Below are 17,500 nucleotides of genomic sequence, written 5' to 3'. Positions count from 1 at the left end.
AGGTGGGTCCCCTGTTGGCCCGATGTGCCTTGGCCGGATCGAAATTGCCGCTGTTCAGATGTCCACCGTCAGATACGCAGAGAAGACCCTGCCCGGAATGATGTCATAGGCGCCGGCGCCACGGAGTTCGAAGCCATAGACATGGAAGAGGTTCGAAACCGATACCCGCAAGGTCGCCGGCCTTTGCGCCAGCCGGAAGCGATATCTGCCACCCACGTCGACCAGGGTTCGCGCCGGAATGAACACCAGATTGTTGCGGGTCGCCGGCACGGAGCCGCTGTTCGAAACGGCGATGTCGGTGGAAATGCCGGGCAGCGGCGTATCCCAGTCCAGGTTGAAGTCGAGGGATCGGGGCGACAGGCCGACCGGGCGCTCTCCCACGCGGCCAAGGCTCACCCCCTCTCCCGTCACCCGCGGCCGCAGCAGAACGCCTCCCGCAATGACGCGCAGGGAGGGCGTGAGGTTGCCCGATACAGAGGCCTCCACACCCTGACTCACGACGTCGCCCAGCAGGTCGTACCGGCCGTTCGCATCCAGGTTGTAATAGGGTTTTCGCAGGTCGAATGCGCCGGCGATCAGCTTGATGTCCGTGCTGATCTGCAAGCGCATCCCGGCCTCCACCTGCCGCGTCAGGATGGCGGGAAGCGGCTGGTTGCGGTTGCTGGCATTGTCGGGCGCAGTCCCGCTTTCTTCCAGCCCGCGCGAATAGCCTGCATAGAAGGACAGCGCGGGCGAAAGATGCACGGCAGTCGCCACATTATAGAGCCAGGGGCGCGACCGGGTTGAAAGCGCCGGCTCTCCCGGCAACGTGGATTTCTTGAGGTAGTCGGTTCTGGAGATGCCGAAACTCAGCTCGCCGACATCGCGCCACAGCCCCTGATAGGCCATACCGGCAGACCATTGCCGAACCTGATCGCGGGTCTGGCCGGAAAAGATGAACTCCGGCGGCGGCGGATCGAACCGCTCACCGATCCGCATCGGCCCGAAATCCACGGCATCGGAACCATCATAACGCGCACGGCGATCGCGCCCGCGCACCGACAGGTGGATCACATGCAGGCGCGGCCCCTCTGCCAGCGACCGGCTCAGCCGCATTTCGCCGGACGAGGATATGAAGCGGCTGGGCGGATCGGCAATGATCAGCCGCTCGGCGGTGCCGTCGGGCATCAGATCGACCAGAAGATGCGCAAAGGCGGTGCGATCGTTGTAAAGCGACCGGAACAGGCCGGTTCTGAACTGCCAGCCGGGCGCCGGCGATGCGGTCACCAGAATTCCGAACAGGCTGCCGACGCTGTTATAATCAGCCCACGACGGGCCATCGAAGCGCCGCCGCGGAACCGGCGGCGGCAGGAACGGCCCGGCCGGCACATAGATCGGTCCGGCCTCGTCATCCAGCACCTCGCTGCGCTGGGCAAAGGGGATGATCTCCAGCCGGTCGCTCGGGCGCCAGCGCAGGGCGGCCGCCTGGTTGTGCGACAGGCTGGTCGTGCCGTTGTAGAAATCGTTGCGGGAGAGTTGGGCGCCGAAACCCAGGCTCAGTTCCCGGGACAGGGGCAGGGCGGCGTCGAACTCAGCCGCCGCATTGCCATAGCTGTCCAGACCGGTGAGCGCAGACAGGGAAGCGCTGTCGCCCGGCTTTCGAAAGCTGTAATCGACTATCCCCGTCGGAGAGGGGAAGGGGTAGCCAATTGCGGATATGCCAACCCGGATCGCGGTCGATTTCCGCAAACGCGGCAGAAGGGTCAGGTATGGATCGAAATAAAGGCCTTCGATCCGGACATTGCCTGCCGCGAAGGGTGAAAAACCGCGCACATTGCTGGACGAGTACAGGCCAAGCGTTTCCCGACCTACGCTGAAGCCGAAGGCATCGTCAGCCTGGCGAACGGCATTCTCGCCGGATCGCCCCTGGCTTGGCATGGCGGGTTCGGCGGGTTCGGCGGCTTCGGGCGGTGTCGGTTCGGCGGTCGGCAGGGTCTGGGCCGCAAGGGGAGACGCCAGCAGCAACAGATACGCAGCTGCTGTGGCGAACCGCCGATCGCGGTGCCGCCCTTCATTCCAAGGGACAATTGCCGGATCTGGCCCGGAAAGTCGCCTTGTTTGGCCTTGCCAATCCCTCATTAGTTGCGCAATGCCATGTTATAACGTCTCATTCCAGACCAAAGGGATTGCGCCAGTTGATATCGCCAAGTTTGCGCATGGAGGACCGCTGGGAAACTCCAGACAGGGAGTCGCGCGACCCGGAGGTGCTGCGCGACATTCTGCATCCGGCAGTCGATCTTGCGATCTGGAATCGAACGGCCCCGACGGCGCTGCTGGCAGAGCTGCGTGAACTGGACCTCGCCAGCGTGGAGAACCTGCGGCTGGCCGCGCCCGCGCAAGCGCTTGCCGACTTGCTATCGGACGCAATGCGCACGGCAGGCTATCCCGACATGCCGGCCCTCAGGGCGCATGTGCTGGAAGCTGCAGGGCATCTGCTCGAGGTGAGCGGCGCGACGGGCGTGGCGCTGCGGCTTGAGTGCATCGACGACAATGCCTGCCGTCTCTTCCATGCCGATTATGTCACGCTGCGTGGTCTCGCGACCTATATCGGACCGGGGACGCAATGGATCCACGCGGCCGCGCGCAACGATCCCGCGCCTGAGGATATCCACAGCCTGGAGCCTTTTGCATTCGCCCTGCTCAAGGGGCGTCTCTGGGCGGAAAACCCGTCGATCCTCCACCGCTCTCCGCCGATCGCCGACACGGGGCAGCAGCGCCTGCTGCTGGTGATCGACGCTGTGGAAGACCCCGTTACGACCCCTGTTTCCCAATAACCCGCAATACGGACGACCTAATGAACTTGCTGAATTACCTGTCTTTTGTCGCGACTCCTCTGTTCCTTGTCCAGACGCTCCCGGCCATCGCCGCCGCGCCCGACCTTCAGGATCCCGACATCATCGTGGTGACTGCGACCCGCAGTGAACGCGCACTGGAAGATGTGCCCGCTGCCGTCGCGGTGCAGGATATGGACACGCTTCGGGTGCAGGGCTTCACCACGGGAACGGACGAGTTTCGCGGTGTGACAGGGGTGTCGTTCCGGCGCGGCGAAGGGGACGGGGATGTGTTCCCGTTCGTTTCCATTCGCGGTTCCACCGGTACAGACGGCTTTCTGGCCCTGCTGGATGGCGTACCGTTCGTGGGCGCCTTCGAAGAGCCGCTGCTGGCCGACATCCCCTACGATGCGGTCGAACGGATTGAAGTCGTGAAAGGCCCATTGTCTGCGCTCTACGGACGCGGCGCCATATACGGCGGGGTCAACTACATAACCCGCAGCCCCGCTGAGGACAGCCTCCGCGCCAGCATCGGTGCCGGCAACGACGGCTATTACCGGGGATCTGCCACCCTGTCCCGCAAGCTGGGCGAAAAGGGCGGGCTGCTTTTGGGGGGCGCCTATGAACAGGATGGCGGCTGGCGCGAGAACAGCGAGCGCCGCAACTGGAGCCTCTACGCCAAGTTCGATTTCGATCTGGGCGAGAAGACCCGTCTGGGCCTGAGCGGCAGCTACCTGAACCGCGACATCGAAATGCCCAACGGCGTGCCGCTGGACTCCGCTGGCCGCGTGCTGGCGGAGCGCAAGCCGCTTCTGGCGCTCGGCGAACCCGGAGAGCAATCGAAAGGCTATATCGGCACCGCAACGCTGGAACAGGGGATCGGCGAACGGTTCACGCTGAAGCTGACCGGCCAGTATCGCAACTTCGAGCGCAACAACTTCCTGAACTTCTACGACGCCTACGGGCTGGACACGTCCCGCAACGTGTTTGGCGTCAATGGTTTTCGCGGCAATCCGCGCCAGCGCGTCCTGTTCGGCGAAGCCAGCCTTTCGGCCGACCTTGGCGCCCACAAGCTGATCGGCGGCATCTCCTACGAAGATACCGTCAACCGGACCCTCTCGTCCTGGTCCGGGCAGAACGGCTTCACGCCGCAGTGCGGCTTCACCTTCTTCCTGGCCGAGATCGACTGGAACACGGGCGAAGTGGTGAACCGCAATCATCCATGCTTCGTGGTCGATCAGGTGCAGACGGACGCACGCTTTCACGACCGCTTTTTCGGCGCCTTCATCCAGGATGAAATCAGCCTCACCGATCGGCTTCTGCTCACCCTTGGCGGGCGGTTCGACAGCTTCCGCCGCCATTCCGAGTTTGCGCCGTTGCCCTCGGTCGGCCCCGGCGGCGAGGCCTGGCTGAAGTCACAAGCCTTTTCGCCCAAGGCCTCGCTCTCGTGGCGAACCGGCTTCGGGCAGGTCTATGCCGCCTATGGGCGGGGCTTCAATTCCAACTTCGGCCCCGCGTTCGAGAATGATCCGGTGCAATATTATCGCCCGGAACTGAAACCGACCACGATCGACAGCGTCGAGGTTGGCGTGAAGGGCAGGGCGCTGGGCGACACACTGCGCTTCGAAGCCGCGCTCTATCAGACCTGGCAGAAGAACCGGCGCACCTCGATTCCGAACCCGGCCGCCGAAGACGATTGGTCCGCGCCGCCGACGCTGATCACTTTCGGCCAGCGCTATGATGTGACCGGCGTGGAAGTCGCGCTGGATATCCGCCCGGTGGAGGGGACGAACCTGCGCGTCCAGTACAGCCATATCGCCCCGAAATGGGGCGAGCTTATACTCTCCGGCGGCCAGGATCTGTCTGGGAAGACACCGACGGGCGTTGCGCCGAACATCGTCTTCCTCTCCGCTGACCAGCGCATCACATCGTGGCTCAGCGCGGGCGGCACCCTGGAATTCTATGATGATTATGCGGTCACCACCGACAACAGCCTGTTTGCCGGCGGCTATGAACTGGTCTCGCTGAATGCGCGCATCGCCCCGGAAAGCTGGCGCGGCATCTCGCTGGACCTGTCCGTCACCAACCTCTTCGACAAGGAATATTACTTCTACTTCGGCGGCGTCTCGACGCCGACCTATGCAACGCCGGGGCCTCCGCGCCAGCTTCGCGCAACGGTAAAAGCCGCGTTCTGATGCGCACGCTTCTGGCCGTGCTGGCAACGGCGCTGCTGGTGGCGGGCTGCGGCGGCGAAAGCGCGCAGCCGGCGGCAACCGGCGTCGCGGAAGGGCGGGAAATTCCCATGCGGCATGCCCGCACCTTCCGCGTGGTCGAGCGCGACGGCTACCGCATCGTCGACCTGAAGGCTTCGGTGGTCAGCTGGGGCGGCGAGGCGGTCGGGCAGGAGCAGGTGCAGCGGCTGGTGCTGGTCCCCCGCGAGCAGACGCCGCCGCCGCTGACCGGCGATCTGGCCGGAGCGACGCTGATCCGCACGCCCGTGATGCGGATCGCCAGCAACGCCGCCCCGCACGAGGCTATCGCCAAGGTACTGGGCATCACCGACAGGCTGGTCGCGGTGGGCGGCGTGAAATCCTATGACGATGCGCTGCGCGCCCGCGTCCGCGCGGGCGAGATCAGGCAGATCGGCTATGGCTGGCACTCACCGCCGGAACTGGACGCGCTGGTCGCGGCGCAGCCCGACATTTTGCTCATGGCGATGGGCGACATGAAGAATGTGGGCGCCAAGCCCCGCATCGAGGCACTTGGCATCCCGGTGGTTCCGCTCTTTCTGGACAACGAGCCGGACTATATGGGCCGGGTGGATTATGTGCGGCTTGTCGGATTGCTCACCGGACGTGAAAAAAGAGGCAGACGCCTTTGCGGCCATGGTGGAATCCAATGTCGACCGGCTAAAGGCCGCAGCGCGCGCACAGCCGACGCGCTCCGTGATCTCGGCCTGGTTCGCCGGCGGGGATAGCTGGGCGGCAACCATGCGCAACGCAGACGCAAAGCTCCTCCGCGACGCCAACGGGCATAATCCGCTGGAGGAGCCCGACGATCCCCGGCGCGACAGTTTCAACAGGATCAGCACCGAAGCCCTGCTGGCAAAGGGCCGGGATGCGGATTGCTGGATCCTCAGAGACACCCACTCCCAGCCCTTCTCCCATGTCGCCACGCTCAGCCAGTTCCGCGCCTATCGCGAGGGCTGCCTGTTCGCCTCCGACGGGATGCAGAAGGCCGATGCCGACGCCTTCGACTATTATGAGATGGCTGTGATCCGCCCGGACCTGCTGCTGGGGGACATCGTGCGGATGCTGCATCCGGCGCTGCGGGATCAACCCTTCCGCTATATCCGGCCAGACGAGAAGGCCGCCAGATGACGGTGTTTGCGCGGACCGCGGCCGGCTCTGCCGGCCTTGGGGCAGCCGTGCTTGCCTGCGCCATATTCGCGTTGGGCTGGGGCATGATCAGCGTCCCCGCAGCCGATGTCGTGCAGGCGCTGGCGGGCGGCGGAGACAGCCTCAACGGTCATATCGTCCGCGATATCCGCCTGCCGAGGGTGCTCACCGCAATCATCGCCGGGGGCGCGCTGGGGATCGGCGGCGTGCTGATGCAGGCGCTTTTCCGCAACCCGATGGCAGACGCCTGGTCTCTGGGGCTGACCGCCGGGGGCCAGCTCGGCGTTGCCCTGGTGGTCACCGCCGCGGCCTTTGCGGGCCCGCAGGCGATTTCCTTCCTGCAGGCGTTCGAAGGCCCGTCGACAACCCTGGGCGCGATGCTGGGCGTCGCGGTTTTCGCCCTGCTGATGATGATGGTGGCCCGGCGCGTCAGCACCGTGACCCTGCTCGTCGTCGGGCTGATGCTGGGCTTCACCGTGCAGGGCATCGTCAGCATCGTGCTGCATTTCGCCAACCGCGTCGGCGGCCGGGTGTTCTCGGGCTGGAACGACGGCACGTTTGCCAATGTACAGCTGGCAGACATGCCGGTGCTGGCCGCTCCGGTGCTGCTGGGCGCGCTTCTCGCGCTGTTCAATGCGAAGGCGCTGACCGCGCTTCTGTTGGGGGAAACCTATGCCCGCAGCCTTGGCACCGATGTAAGCCGTTTGCGGCGACTGACACTGGCGGCGGTCGTGTTGCTGGTGGCCCCGGTCACGGCGTTCTGCGGCCCGGTTACCTTCGTCGGCCTGATCGTCCCGCACTTTGCGCGGGCCGTGGCCGGCACCGCCCGGATACTGCCGCTGTTGCCGCTTGCCGCCCTTTCCGGGGCGTTGCTCGCGCTCGCGGCCGATCTTGTCGTCCACGCCCCGTGGGAACAGCATTTCCTCCACCTGAACGCCGTGCTGGCGCTCGTCGGCGCGCCCGTGGTGATCGCCCTGCTGCTGTTCTCGCGCACGATGCGGGGGCAGCACTGATGCTGCAGCTGAAGGATCTGGCCGTCGGCTACGGGCCGCCGCGCGGTGTCGTCCTGGGCAACCTGTCGATGACTGTCGAACCGGGGCGCTTCATCTGTGTTCTGGGCCGCAACGGGGCAGGGAAATCCACCCTGATGCGAACGCTGGCCGGCCTGCAGACGGCGACGGCCGGACGTGCGCTGCTGGACGGCGACGATATTGCGGCCATGCGCCCGCACAGCCGCGCCCGCCGCATCGCGGTTGTGTTGACGGAAAGGCTGAACAGCCCGGGCATGACCGTCGATGATGTGGTCGCGATGGGACGGCAGCCCTTCACCAACTGGCAGGGTCGGCTTTCCGCGGACGACAGGGCAATCATCGCCTCCGTGCTGCAGCAGACAGGCAGCACCGCTTTTGCAGCCCGCCTGTTCGACGCGCTGTCCGACGGAGAGCGCCAGCGGGTGATGATCGCCCGTGCGATGGCGCAGGCGCCAAGGCTGATGATCCTCGATGAAATCACCGCCTTCCTCGATCTTCCCGGGCGCGTCGAGGTGATGAGCCTGCTTCGCCGGCATGCCCATGCCACTGGCAATATCGTGCTGCTTTCCAGCCACGATCTCGACCTGTCGCTGCAGCTGGCGGATGAAGTCTGGCTGCTGGACGGTGCCGGCGCCGTGACGGCGGGGACGTCGCAGGACCTCATCGTCCAGGGGCATATCGGGCGCGCCTTCGACACGGAAGGCGTTCGCTTCTCCGCAGATCTCGGCCGCTTTGTCCTGGCGCCCCCGGCAGGCTAGGCCGGGACAGCCTGTGCTTCCTCCCAACGCGGAAATGGATCCGCGAGGCCAGACCATGGCTCGGGTGAAAACTCCTCTGCCTCGACCAGGCAGGAATCCAGCCGGCGGCGGATGTCCGCCTCGTCCATCTCAAGGCCGATGAACACCAGCTCCTGCCGCCGGTCGCCCCAGGTCTGATCCCAGTTCTTGCGCACATGCCGCTCGAACTGGTCGTCTGCGGGCCATCGGTTGCGGGGCACCGCAGCCCACCACCGGCCCAACCGGGAGACCATCGTCTGCCGGCCCGCAACCGCCAGTTCGGCGACAAAATCGGGGCGGGTCGCAAGCCAGAAGTGGCCCTTGGCCCTCAGCACCTTTGCCAGCCCTCCATCGCTCAGGAACTGGTGCAGCAGCGCCGGGTCAAAGGGCCGTCGCGCGCGATAGACAAAGCTCTCGACGCCATAGGTCTCGGTCTCCGGCCGATGGCTGGCAAAGCCATACAGCTCCTTCGCCCACAGGGGGTGGTTCTCGGCATGTTCCTCGTCGAAGCGCCCCGTCGCCAGCACCTCATCCAATGGCACGCGGCCACGCGTTGCACAGATGATGCGCGCGTCGGCATTCAGCGACGCAACCAGCTGCTGCACCCGCGCCAGTTGCGACGGGCTCACATCCCCCGCCTTGTTGATCACGATCACGTCGGCAAACTCGATCTGCTCCACCAGCAGGCTCACCAGCCGCCGATTGTCGTCGTCTCCCAGCGATTCCCCGCGGTCAGAGAGGAAATCCTCGCTGCTATAGTCGGCAAACAGGTTCAGGGCGTCGACGACCGTCACCATCGTGTCCAGCCTGGCGACATCGCCAAGCGATTCCCCCTCCTCGTCGCGGAACGAGAAGGTTGCCGCCACGGGCAGGGGCTCGGATATGCCGGTGCTTTCGATCACCAGATAATCGAAGCGCCCGGCCTCGGCGAGGGCGCGGACTTCTTTCAGCAGATCCTCGCGCAGGGTGCAGCAGATGCAGCCGTTCGTCATTTCCACCAGCGCTTCCTCGCTGCGCGAGAGCGCTGCCTCTCCTCCCCGCACAAGGTCGGCATCGATGTTCACTTCCGACATGTCGTTCACGATCACCGCCACGCGCCGGCCTTCCCGATTGGCCAGTATGCTGTTCAAAAGCGTCGTCTTTCCAGCTCCCAGGAAACCCGAGATGACGGTGACGGGCAGGCGGTTGTCGGATGAGGGCATATGCGCTCCTGCGTCTGCAAGCATGATTGTGAGTGATGATATAACATACCGCCTAACCCCCTTGTCTACGCCTGTCCAGACAGGCTGTGAACAGACCGCGCTGCACCTGGGCAGATCGACCTGCCAACGGCCGGCAAGCAGCGACAGAGAGGGAGAATACACAAGGCGCGATGCGGCTCCCCTCTCCACGGCATTTCGTGAAATCATACGCAAATACTATGCGCCCGCCTGTTCCCGCGTCTCGAATTCAAACGCTGCGCCAGCCTAGTGAAGCAACTGCAGACGACCTGTGCCGCCTCCTGCGGCGGGCGTTCTGCGGGAGCATTCTACATGCAGGACCTGATCTGGATTGGTCTGCTTGCCGCGCTTCTCGTGGCCAGCGTCATCTATGTCGCGCTTTGCGACCGCGCCTGAGATGACCACAGACCTTTGGCTAGCCGGCCTCACTGCCGCCGGACTTCTAATCTATCTCGTCGCCGTGCTCGCACGGCCCGAGCGCTTCTGAAGGGAGCGCGTCCATGACATTCCAGGGTTGGCTGCTGATCGCAGTCTTCACCGGCCTCGTGCTGGCGCTCGCAAAGCCGATGGGGCTCTGGCTCCATGCGCTATACGAAGGCCGCCGCACGCCGCTGCACCGCCTGCTCGGCCCGGTGGAGGCCGGCTTCTATCGTCTCTCCGGCATAGACCCCACCGAAGAGCAGGGCTGGCGCCGCTATGCCCTGCACATGCTGGTGTTCAACTTCGCGGCGCTGCTGTTCACCTATCTCGTGCTGCGCCTGCAAGGGCTCTTGCCGCTGAACCCGCTCGGTTACGCTGGCCTTGGCCAGGATCTCGCCTTCAACACCGCGATCAGCTTCACCACCAACACCAACTGGCAGAGCTATGGCGGGGAATCGACGATGTCGAACCTCAGCCAGATGCTCGGGCTGACGATCCACAACTTCCTCTCTGCCGCCACCGGCATCGCGCTGGCATTCGCCCTGTTCCGCGGCTTTGCCCGCAGAAGCGCCGCTACCATCGGCAATTTCTGGGCCGATTGCACCCGCGTCACTCTGTATCTGTTGCTGCCTCTGTGCGTTCTGCTGGCGCTGTTCTACATCGCCAGCGGCGTCCCGCAGACTCTGGCCGGCTCCGTCGACATCACCACGCTCGAAGGCGCGAAGCAGACGCTGGCGCTGGGCCCGGTCGCCTCGCAGGAGGCGATCAAGATGCTCGGCACCAATGGCGGCGGCTTCTTCAACGTGAACTCGTCTCACCCGTTCGAAAATCCCACGGCGCTCACCAACCTGGTGCAGATGCTGTCGATCTTTGCCATCGGCGCCGGCCTTACCTTCGCCTTCGGCAAGGCTGTGGGCAATCCGCGGCAGGGCTGGGCGATCCTGGCGGCGATGATGGTGCTATTCCTCGCGGGCGTAACGCTCGCCTATTGGGCGGAGGCTGCCGGCAATCCGATTTTCCATAGCCTCGGCGTGATGGGCGGCAACATGGAGGGCAAGGAGGTGCGCTTCGGCATCGCTGCCTCGTCCCTGTTTGCCGTCATCACCACGGCTGCCTCGTGCGGAGCGGTGAACGCCATGCACGACAGCTTCACCGCGCTCGGCGGCCTCATCCCGCTGTTCAACATGCAGCTCGGCGAAGTCGTCATCGGCGGGGTAGGGGCCGGCATCTACGGCTTCCTGCTGTTCGCCATCCTCGCGATCTTCGTTGCCGGGCTGATGGTCGGCCGGACGCCGGAATATGTCGGCAAGAAGATCGAGGCGCGCGAGGTAAAGCTGGCGGTGCTGGCGATTGCCGTGCTGCCGCTGATGATCCTTGGCCTCAGCGCGATTGCCTCGGTCACCCCCGCAGGCCTCGCCGGCCCTCTCAACAAGGGCCCGCACGGCTTCTCGGAAATTCTCTACGCCTTCACCAGCGCCGTCGCCAACAACGGCTCCGCCTTCGCCGGGCTCAGCGCCAACACGCCCTTCTACAACGGGCTGCTGGGTGTCGCGATGTGGATCGGTCGCTTCTTCGTCATCATACCGATGCTGGCAATAGCCGGTGGCCTCGCAGCCAAGCGCTACACGCCGGAGACTGCCGGCAGCTTCCCCACCACGGGACCGCTGTGGACCGGCCTGCTCGTCGGCATCATCCTGATCGTCGGCGGCCTCACTTTCCTGCCCAGCCTCGCGCTGGGGCCAGTCGCCGATCACATCGCGATGGTCCGCGGCCAGCTCTTCTGAGGATTTTCGAAATGGCTCGATCCCCATCCCTGTTTACGGCCGACCTGATCGTTCCGGCGATCCGCGACGCCTTTCGCAAGCTCAGCCCGCGCGAACTGATCCGCAACCCGGTCCTGTTCGTGACCGCCGTCGTCGCGCTACTCCTCACCGTCCTGCTGGTGGTGGGGCAGGATGGCCTGGCCCTCGGCTTCAAGCTGCAACTCGTCGTCTGGCTGTGGCTGACGGTGCTGTTCGGCACCTTCGCCGAGGCCCTGGCCGAAGGGCGCGGCAAGGCGCAGGCGGCGTCGCTGCGCGCCACCAAGGCCGATCTCACCGCCAAGCGCCTGAAGGGCGACGGCCGCGTGCACGAAAATGTCCCGGCCAGCGCGCTGAAGATGGGCGACATCGTGCTGGTGGAAACCGGCGACCTGATCCCCGTAGACGGCGAGGTGGTCTCCGGCGTCGCCTCCGTCAACGAGGCCGCCATCACCGGGGAGAGCGCGCCCGTTATCCGCGAGGCTGGCGGCGACCGCTCGGCCGTGACGGCCGGCACACGCGTCATCTCCGACGAGATCCGCGTCCGCGTCACCGTCAATCCGGGGCAGGGCTTCCTGGACCGGATGATCGCGCTGGTGGAAGGTGCCGAGCGTCGCAAGACCCCCAACGAAATCGCGCTGACCCTGCTGCTGGTCGGGCTGACGATCATCTTCCTGATTGCGGTCGGCACCATCCCGGCCTTTGCCAGCTATGCCGGCGGCAGCATCCCGGTGGCGATTCTCGCCGCGCTGCTGATCACCCTCATTCCCACCACCATCGCCGCGCTGCTTTCCGCCATCGGCATCGCCGGCATGGACCGGCTGGTGCGCTTCAACGTGCTGGCGAAATCCGGCCGCGCGGTGGAGGCAGCGGGCGATGTCGATGTATTGCTGCTGGACAAGACCGGCACCATCACCGTGGGTGATCGGCAGGCGACGGAGTTTCGTCCGGTCGGCGGGGCGACGCAGGCAGAGCTTGTCGATGCCGCACTGCTGGCAAGCCTTGCCGATGAAACGCCCGAGGGCCGCTCGATCGTCGTGCTCGCACGGGAAAAGTTCGGCCAGACAGCAACCGCCCTCCCGGACGGAGCAGAGATAATCCCCTTTACCGCGCAAACACGGATATCCGGTGTGAAGGCAGGCGGATCGGTTATCCAGAAGGGCGCGGTCGATTCCGTGCTCCGCGCCAATCCCGGCGCCGAGAAGACGGCAGCCGCCACCGAACTGACCCGCATCACAGACGAGATCGCCCGCGCCGGCGGCACCCCGCTTGCGGTGGCCCGGGACGGCCGCATGCTGGGCGCCATCTTCCTGAAGGACATCGTCAAGGCCGGCATCCGCGAGCGTTTCGGCGAACTCAGGCAGATGGGCATCCGCACGGTGATGATCACCGGCGACAACCCGCTGACGGCGGCCTCCATCGCTGCCGAAGCCGGCGTCGACGATTTCCTCGCCCAGGCCACCCCGGAGGACAAGCTGGAGCTGATCCGCAAGGAACAGCAGGGCGGCCGCCTCGTCGCCATGTGCGGCGACGGCACCAACGACGCCCCGGCGCTCGCGCAGGCCGATGTCGGCGTCGCCATGAACACCGGCACCCAGGCTGCGCGCGAGGCCGGCAACATGGTCGATCTCGACAGCGACCCCACCAAGCTGATCGAGGTGGTTGGCCTGGGCAAGCAGCTGCTGATGACCCGCGGCGCGCTTACCACCTTCTCGGTCGCGAACGACGTCGCCAAATATTTCGCCATCATCCCGGCGATGTTCGTGGTGCTCTATCCCGGTCTCGGGGTCCTGAATGTCATGGGCCTCGCGACGCCGGAAAGCGCGATCCTCTCGGCGATCATCTTCAACGCGCTGATCATCCCCTGTCTGGTGCCGCTGGCGCTGAAGGGCGTTCGCTATCGGCCGATGGGCGCGGGGGCTCTGCTGGGCCGCAATCTGGCGGTTTACGGGCTGGGCGGCCTGATCGCGCCATTCATCGGCATCAAGCTCATCGATCTGGCCGTCAACGGCCTGGGTCTTGCCTGAGGAGGCATGGAAATGAACAAGGATATTCTTTCGTCGCTGCGCCCGGCACTGGTGATGACATTGTTGTTTGCGCTGCTGCTGGGGCTTGCCTATCCGCTGGCGCTGACCGGGCTGGGGCAGCTGCTGTTTCCCCGGCAGGCGAACGGCAGCCTCGTCTCCGAAGGGGGCAGGGTGGTTGGCTCCACCGTCGCCGGGCAAGCCTTCACCTCGGAACGATATTTCAACAGCCGCCCCTCGGCGGCGGGCAGCGGCTACGATGGCCTAGCCTCCTCCGGATCCAACCTCGGCCCCACGTCGAAGGCGCTGGTCGATCGCGTGGCAGGGCAGGTGGAAAGCCTGCGCCGCGCCGAGCCCGGGAAGGCCATCCCGGCCGATCTCGTCACCGCCTCGGCCTCGGGCCTCGATCCGCACATCAGCCCGGAGGCTGCCCGCTATCAGGTCGATCGGATCGCCCGCGTTCGCAACCTTTCCCCGGCCGACGTTCGCGCACTGGTCGATTCCACCGTCGAACAACCGCTGCTCGGCTTCTTCGGCGAGCCGCGCGTCAATCTCTTCGAACTCAATCGACGGCTGGATGCCCTTCGCGCTAAACCGGCCGCGTGACGGAAGAAAACCGCCCATCCCCGGAAGCCCTGTTGCGCCAGGCGGCGCAGGAGGGGCGTGGCCGCCTCAAGCTGTTTCTTGGGGCGGCCCCCGGTGTCGGCAAGACCTGGGAAATGCTGACCGACGGCCGCCGGCTGAAAGAGGCCGGCATCGACGTCGTCGTCGGCATCGTCGAAACGCACGGCCGCCGCGAAACCGAGGCACTTGTCCACGGCCATGAGATCGTCCCCCGCCGCCAGGTCGATCACGCCGGCCACAGCCTCGGCGAGATGGACCTCGACGCCATCCTCGCCCGCGCGCCCGCGCTGGTGCTGGTCGATGAGCTCGCCCACACCAACGCGCCCGGCAGCCGCCACCCCAAGCGCTATCAGGATGTCGAAGAGCTGCTCGATGCCGGAATCGACGTCTATTCCACGCTCAACATCCAGCACGTCGAAAGCCTGAACGACATCGTCGCCTCGTTCACCCGCGTCCGCGTGCGGGAAACGGTGCCCGACCGCATCCTCGAACAGGCCGAAATCGAAGTGGTGGATATCCCGCCCGACGAGCTGATCGAGCGGCTGAAAGAGGGCAAGGTCTACATCCCGCAAGAAGCGACGCGCGCGCTCAGCCACTTCTTCTCCAAATCCAATCTCACCGCGCTGCGCGAGCTGGCGCTGCGGCGCGCCGCGCAGGCGGTCGACGCGCAGATGCTGGATCACATCCGGGCCAATGCGTTGGCAGGCAGCTTTGCCGTCGGCGACCGGATCCTCGTCGCCATCAGTGAGCAGCCCGTGTCCACCGGCCTCGTCCGCGCCGGCAAGCGCCTTGCAGACGCGCTGCGGGCACCCTGGACCGTCGTGCACATCGAAACCCGGCGCGACCAGCAATTCACCGACATCGATCGCCGCCAGCTGGCCGATACGCTGGCGCTCGCCTCGCGGCTGGGCGCCACCACCGCCAGCATCCCCGCCGTTGACGTGGTGGAGGGCCTTGGCACCTTTGCCCGCGACGCCCGCGCCACCCAGATCCTCGTCGGCAAGTCGCAACGTTCCCGCTGGTTCGAACTGCGCCACGGCTCGGTGGTGGATCGGCTGGTGCGCACCACCGACGATGCCGCCATCCACGTGCTGCCGGCCGGCAGCGAAGAGGGCAACGCGAAATCGGCGCCGCAGCCAAGGCGAGGGGTGTGGGGCCGCCCCGCCGACTATGTCCTGTCGCTGCTGATGGTCGCCGCGATGACGGTGCTCGGTCGACTGCTGCTGGAGGTGATCGACCTCGGCAATGTCGCGCTTCTCTATCTTGTGCCGGTGATGTTTGCCGCCGCCTCCTTCGGCCTGCGAGCGGGGCTGTTCGCCGGCATCGCTTCCAGCTTGGCCTACAACTTCTTCTTCCTGCCCCCCACCGGCACCCTCACCGTCAACAATCCCGAGAATATCGTCAGCATCCTCGTGCTGCTGGGCGTCGCCATCGTCACCAGCCAGTTCGCGGCCCGCGTTCGCGCGCAGGCCAATCTCGCCGGTTCCAGCGCCCGCCAGAACGCTTCGCTCGCCAGCTTTTCACGCCAGCTCACGGTCGCCGTCACGCAGGAGGAGCTGATGCAGGCGATCTGCGCCGAAGTGGCCCGCCTGCTCGATGTCCGCACCGTGCTGTTGCTGCCGTCGCCCGATGGCCCGGTGCTGCGCGCCGCCAACCCCCCGGAAGACCGGCTGGAACAGATCGAGCAGGCGGCCGCACAATGGGCGATCGACAATGAACAGCCGGCCGGCCGCGGCTCGGCAACACTCACCGCATCCGACTGGCTGTTCTACCCGCTGCGGACCTCGCGCGGCGTGCTGGGTGTTCTGGGACTGGCGCGCGACGACGCAGGCGATGCCATTCGCTCCGATCAGCTGGCGCTGCTGATGAGCCTGATCGATCAGGCCTCCATCGCGATGGACCGGATGGCGCTGGAGGAAGATGCCCTGAAGGCTCGCCAGCTGGGCGAGCGCGACCGCCTTCGCTCGGCCTTGCTGTCCTCGGTAAGCCACGATCTGCGCACCCCGCTCACCACCATCCTGTCGGCGGCGCAGGAAATGCAGGTCCACCCATCGGCCGAGCTGGCCGATACCATCGAAACCGAAGCCCAGCGCCTCAACCGCTTTGTCGCCAACCTGCTCGACATGGCGCGTGTGGAGGCCGGCGCCCTGCCCATGAAACCGGAGGCGACAGATCTGTTCGATGCCGTCGCCAGTGCCGTGCACGACAGCCGCGCTGCGCTGGCGGGGCACGAGGTGAAGCTGGACATTCCGGCCAACGTCCCGCTTGTCCACGTAGACCCGGTGCTGCTGCATCATTGCCTGATCAACCTGCTCGACAATGCCGGCCGCTATGGCGATGCCGGCACGCCGATAACCGTCGAAGGGCGACGCATCCCCGATGCCTTGCTTCTCTCGGTGATCGATCAGGGGCCCGGCATTCCCCCCGGGCAGGAATCGCGGGTCTTCGAAACGTTCACCCGGCTTGAAGGATCGGACCGGGTCCGCCACGGCACCGGGCTGGGGCTTGCCATCGTGAAGGGATTCGCCGAGGCCATGGGCATGTCCGTCGACGCCCGCAATATCGAGCAGCCGAGCGGCGCCTGCTTCACCATCCGTATTCCCGCCACCCTGATCGTGGCGCAACCTCAGGGCGGAGGGCTCGAATGAAGCTGCGCCACAAACTGCTGGTGATCGACGACGAGCCGCACATCCGGCGGCTGATCCAGGCCGCACTGGCACGCGCCGACTATCATGTCCTGGAAGCCGGAAATGCGCAGGAGGCGATGGAGCTGATCCGCCGCGAACGCCCCGACATCACCTTGCTCGACCTCGGCCTGCCGGACCGGGACGGGCTGGAACTTGTGCCGTTGATAAAGGCGCAGACGGAATCGACCCTGATCGTGGTCTCAGCACGAGACGCCACCGAAGAGAAAGTGACCGCACTCGATCTTGGCGCCGACGACTATCTGACCAAGCCCTTCGACACCGACGAACTGCTGGCGCGGGTGCGGGTTGCATTGCGCAACCGGGCCACGCGCGACGGTGGCCTCGCCAGCCTGTCGGCGGGGGACGTGACGATCGATCTGCTGGCCCACAGGGTTACGCGGGGCGGCGAAGAGGTTCACCTTACGCCCAAGGAATATGCCGTGCTGGAACAGCTGGCGCGCTTTCCGGGCAGGGTCGTGACCCACAAGCAGATCATGGCGCGCGTCTGGCCCAACGAGCATGATCATCACGTCGAATATCTGCGCGTGCTCGTCCGCAGCCTTCGCCAGAAGCTCGAAGACGATCCGCAACGTCCGCAGCTGATCCGCAACGAGCTTGGCATCGGCTATCGTCTCCGGCCGGTCGAAGCCGCCGCCGACGTGGCAGCACGCGCGCGGTAGAATCTCCGACTTCAGCCATCCCGACCGCCGC

The 17,500-nt window shown here is 65.7% G+C and carries 15 protein-coding genes; 13 read left to right on the top strand and 2 right to left on the bottom strand.

Going from position 1 to position 17,500, the window contains the following annotated elements; translation table 11 throughout:
- Window positions 1–54: 54 nt before the first annotated feature.
- Window positions 55–2,004, bottom strand: a complete 1,950-nt coding sequence (locus tag IM784_RS03465) for a TonB-dependent receptor domain-containing protein (RefSeq protein WP_235976500.1) — start codon at window positions 2,002–2,004, stop codon at window positions 55–57.
- 191 nt (window positions 2,005–2,195) lie between these two features.
- On the opposite strand from IM784_RS03465, the gene IM784_RS03460 reads away from it, so the two are divergent.
- From IM784_RS03460 to IM784_RS03440, 6 genes are read left to right on the top strand one after another with little or no spacing between them, the layout of a single operon-like run.
- On the top strand, window positions 2,196–2,813 hold the full coding sequence (locus tag IM784_RS03460; RefSeq protein WP_199553862.1) for a DUF1826 domain-containing protein: 618 nt from the start codon (window positions 2,196–2,198) through the stop codon (window positions 2,811–2,813).
- A 20-nt stretch (window positions 2,814–2,833) separates the two neighbouring features.
- The gene (locus IM784_RS03455; protein ID WP_199553861.1) at window positions 2,834–5,005 is read left to right on the top strand and encodes a TonB-dependent receptor; all 2,172 of its coding nucleotides are present in this window, start codon (window positions 2,834–2,836) and stop codon (window positions 5,003–5,005) included.
- Window positions 5,005–5,787 (top strand): substrate-binding domain-containing protein, encoded by a 783-nt coding sequence (locus tag IM784_RS03450; protein WP_235976499.1) that lies wholly within the window; start codon window positions 5,005–5,007, stop codon window positions 5,785–5,787. The genes IM784_RS03455 and IM784_RS03450 overlap by 1 nt, the downstream gene beginning before the upstream one ends.
- Window positions 5,788–5,800: 13 nt before the next feature.
- The gene (locus tag IM784_RS16970) at window positions 5,801–6,190 is read left to right on the top strand and encodes a hypothetical protein (protein WP_235976498.1); all 390 of its coding nucleotides are present in this window, start codon (window positions 5,801–5,803) and stop codon (window positions 6,188–6,190) included.
- Window positions 6,187–7,221, top strand: coding sequence for a FecCD family ABC transporter permease (locus IM784_RS03445; protein WP_199553860.1), 1,035 nt, complete (start codon window positions 6,187–6,189; stop codon window positions 7,219–7,221). Before IM784_RS16970 ends, IM784_RS03445 begins: the two co-directional genes overlap by 4 nt.
- The gene (locus tag IM784_RS03440) at window positions 7,221–7,997 is read left to right on the top strand and encodes an ABC transporter ATP-binding protein (protein WP_199553859.1); all 777 of its coding nucleotides are present in this window, start codon (window positions 7,221–7,223) and stop codon (window positions 7,995–7,997) included. The genes IM784_RS03445 and IM784_RS03440 overlap by 1 nt, the downstream gene beginning before the upstream one ends.
- On the opposite strand, the gene IM784_RS03435 is transcribed toward IM784_RS03440, so the two are convergent.
- Complete coding sequence (locus IM784_RS03435; protein WP_199553858.1) at window positions 7,994–9,217, bottom strand: GTP-binding protein; 1,224 nt, start codon at window positions 9,215–9,217, stop codon at window positions 7,994–7,996. The genes IM784_RS03440 and IM784_RS03435 overlap by 4 nt on opposite strands.
- 267 nt (window positions 9,218–9,484) lie before the next feature.
- Between IM784_RS03435 and IM784_RS03430 the strand changes: the two genes are divergently transcribed.
- Genes IM784_RS03430 through IM784_RS03400 form a run of 7 tightly spaced genes read left to right on the top strand, consistent with a single transcriptional unit; the run spans window position 9,485 to window position 17,469 of the window.
- A complete protein-coding gene (locus IM784_RS03430; protein ID WP_199553857.1) occupies window positions 9,485–9,631 on the top strand; it encodes a hypothetical protein in 147 nt (48 codons plus the stop codon).
- 1 nt (window position 9,632) lies between these two features.
- The gene (gene kdpF, locus IM784_RS03425) at window positions 9,633–9,722 is read left to right on the top strand and encodes a K(+)-transporting ATPase subunit F (RefSeq protein WP_199553856.1); all 90 of its coding nucleotides are present in this window, start codon (window positions 9,633–9,635) and stop codon (window positions 9,720–9,722) included.
- 13 nt (window positions 9,723–9,735) lie between these two features.
- A complete protein-coding gene (gene kdpA, locus IM784_RS03420; protein ID WP_199553855.1) occupies window positions 9,736–11,439 on the top strand; it encodes a potassium-transporting ATPase subunit KdpA in 1,704 nt (567 codons plus the stop codon).
- 11 nt (window positions 11,440–11,450) lie between these two features.
- Window positions 11,451–13,481 carry a potassium-transporting ATPase subunit KdpB gene (gene kdpB / locus IM784_RS03415; RefSeq protein ID WP_199553854.1) on the top strand — a complete coding sequence of 677 codons (2,031 nt, stop codon included), beginning with the start codon at window positions 11,451–11,453 and terminating at the stop codon, window positions 13,479–13,481.
- A gap of 12 nt (window positions 13,482–13,493) precedes the next feature.
- Window positions 13,494–14,084, top strand: coding sequence for a potassium-transporting ATPase subunit KdpC (gene kdpC, locus IM784_RS03410; protein WP_199553853.1), 591 nt, complete (start codon window positions 13,494–13,496; stop codon window positions 14,082–14,084).
- Complete coding sequence (locus tag IM784_RS03405; RefSeq protein WP_199553852.1) at window positions 14,081–16,750, top strand: DUF4118 domain-containing protein; 2,670 nt, start codon at window positions 14,081–14,083, stop codon at window positions 16,748–16,750. The genes kdpC and IM784_RS03405 overlap by 4 nt, the downstream gene beginning before the upstream one ends.
- A complete protein-coding gene (locus IM784_RS03400; RefSeq protein WP_199553851.1) occupies window positions 16,747–17,469 on the top strand; it encodes a response regulator transcription factor in 723 nt (240 codons plus the stop codon). Before IM784_RS03405 ends, IM784_RS03400 begins: the two co-directional genes overlap by 4 nt.
- Window positions 17,470–17,500 lie beyond the last annotated feature (31 nt).

Origin of the sequence: Sandaracinobacteroides hominis, assembly GCF_016464365.1 — a bacterium.
In the GTDB taxonomy this organism is placed as follows: domain Bacteria; phylum Pseudomonadota; class Alphaproteobacteria; order Sphingomonadales; family Sphingomonadaceae; genus Sandaracinobacteroides; species Sandaracinobacteroides hominis.
The sequence above is the reverse complement of the archived record's forward strand: the minus strand, read 5'-3'. Positions and strand labels throughout refer to the sequence as shown.

What these genes read in the sequence shown, in the direction of transcription:
- IM784_RS03445 (WP_199553860.1), top strand. Translation starts at nt 6,187, where the DNA reads ATGACGGTGTTTGCGCGGACCGCGGCCGGCTCTGCCGGCCTTGGGGCA.
- kdpF (WP_199553856.1), top strand. Translation starts at nt 9,633, where the DNA reads ATGACCACAGACCTTTGGCTAGCCGGCCTCACTGCCGCCGGACTTCTA.
- IM784_RS03450 (WP_235976499.1), top strand. Translation starts at nt 5,005, where the DNA reads ATGCGCACGCTTCTGGCCGTGCTGGCAACGGCGCTGCTGGTGGCGGGC.
- kdpB (WP_199553854.1), top strand. Translation starts at nt 11,451, where the DNA reads ATGGCTCGATCCCCATCCCTGTTTACGGCCGACCTGATCGTTCCGGCG.
- kdpA (WP_199553855.1), top strand. Translation starts at nt 9,736, where the DNA reads ATGACATTCCAGGGTTGGCTGCTGATCGCAGTCTTCACCGGCCTCGTG.
- IM784_RS03460 (WP_199553862.1), top strand. Translation starts at nt 2,196, where the DNA reads ATGGAGGACCGCTGGGAAACTCCAGACAGGGAGTCGCGCGACCCGGAG.
- IM784_RS16970 (WP_235976498.1), top strand. Translation starts at nt 5,801, where the DNA reads ATGCGCAACGCAGACGCAAAGCTCCTCCGCGACGCCAACGGGCATAAT.
- IM784_RS03435 (WP_199553858.1), bottom strand. Translation starts at nt 9,217, where the DNA reads ATGCCCTCATCCGACAACCGCCTGCCCGTCACCGTCATCTCGGGTTTC.
- kdpC (WP_199553853.1), top strand. Translation starts at nt 13,494, where the DNA reads ATGAACAAGGATATTCTTTCGTCGCTGCGCCCGGCACTGGTGATGACA.
- IM784_RS03455 (WP_199553861.1), top strand. Translation starts at nt 2,834, where the DNA reads ATGAACTTGCTGAATTACCTGTCTTTTGTCGCGACTCCTCTGTTCCTT.
- IM784_RS03400 (WP_199553851.1), top strand. Translation starts at nt 16,747, where the DNA reads ATGAAGCTGCGCCACAAACTGCTGGTGATCGACGACGAGCCGCACATC.
- IM784_RS03440 (WP_199553859.1), top strand. Translation starts at nt 7,221, where the DNA reads ATGCTGCAGCTGAAGGATCTGGCCGTCGGCTACGGGCCGCCGCGCGGT.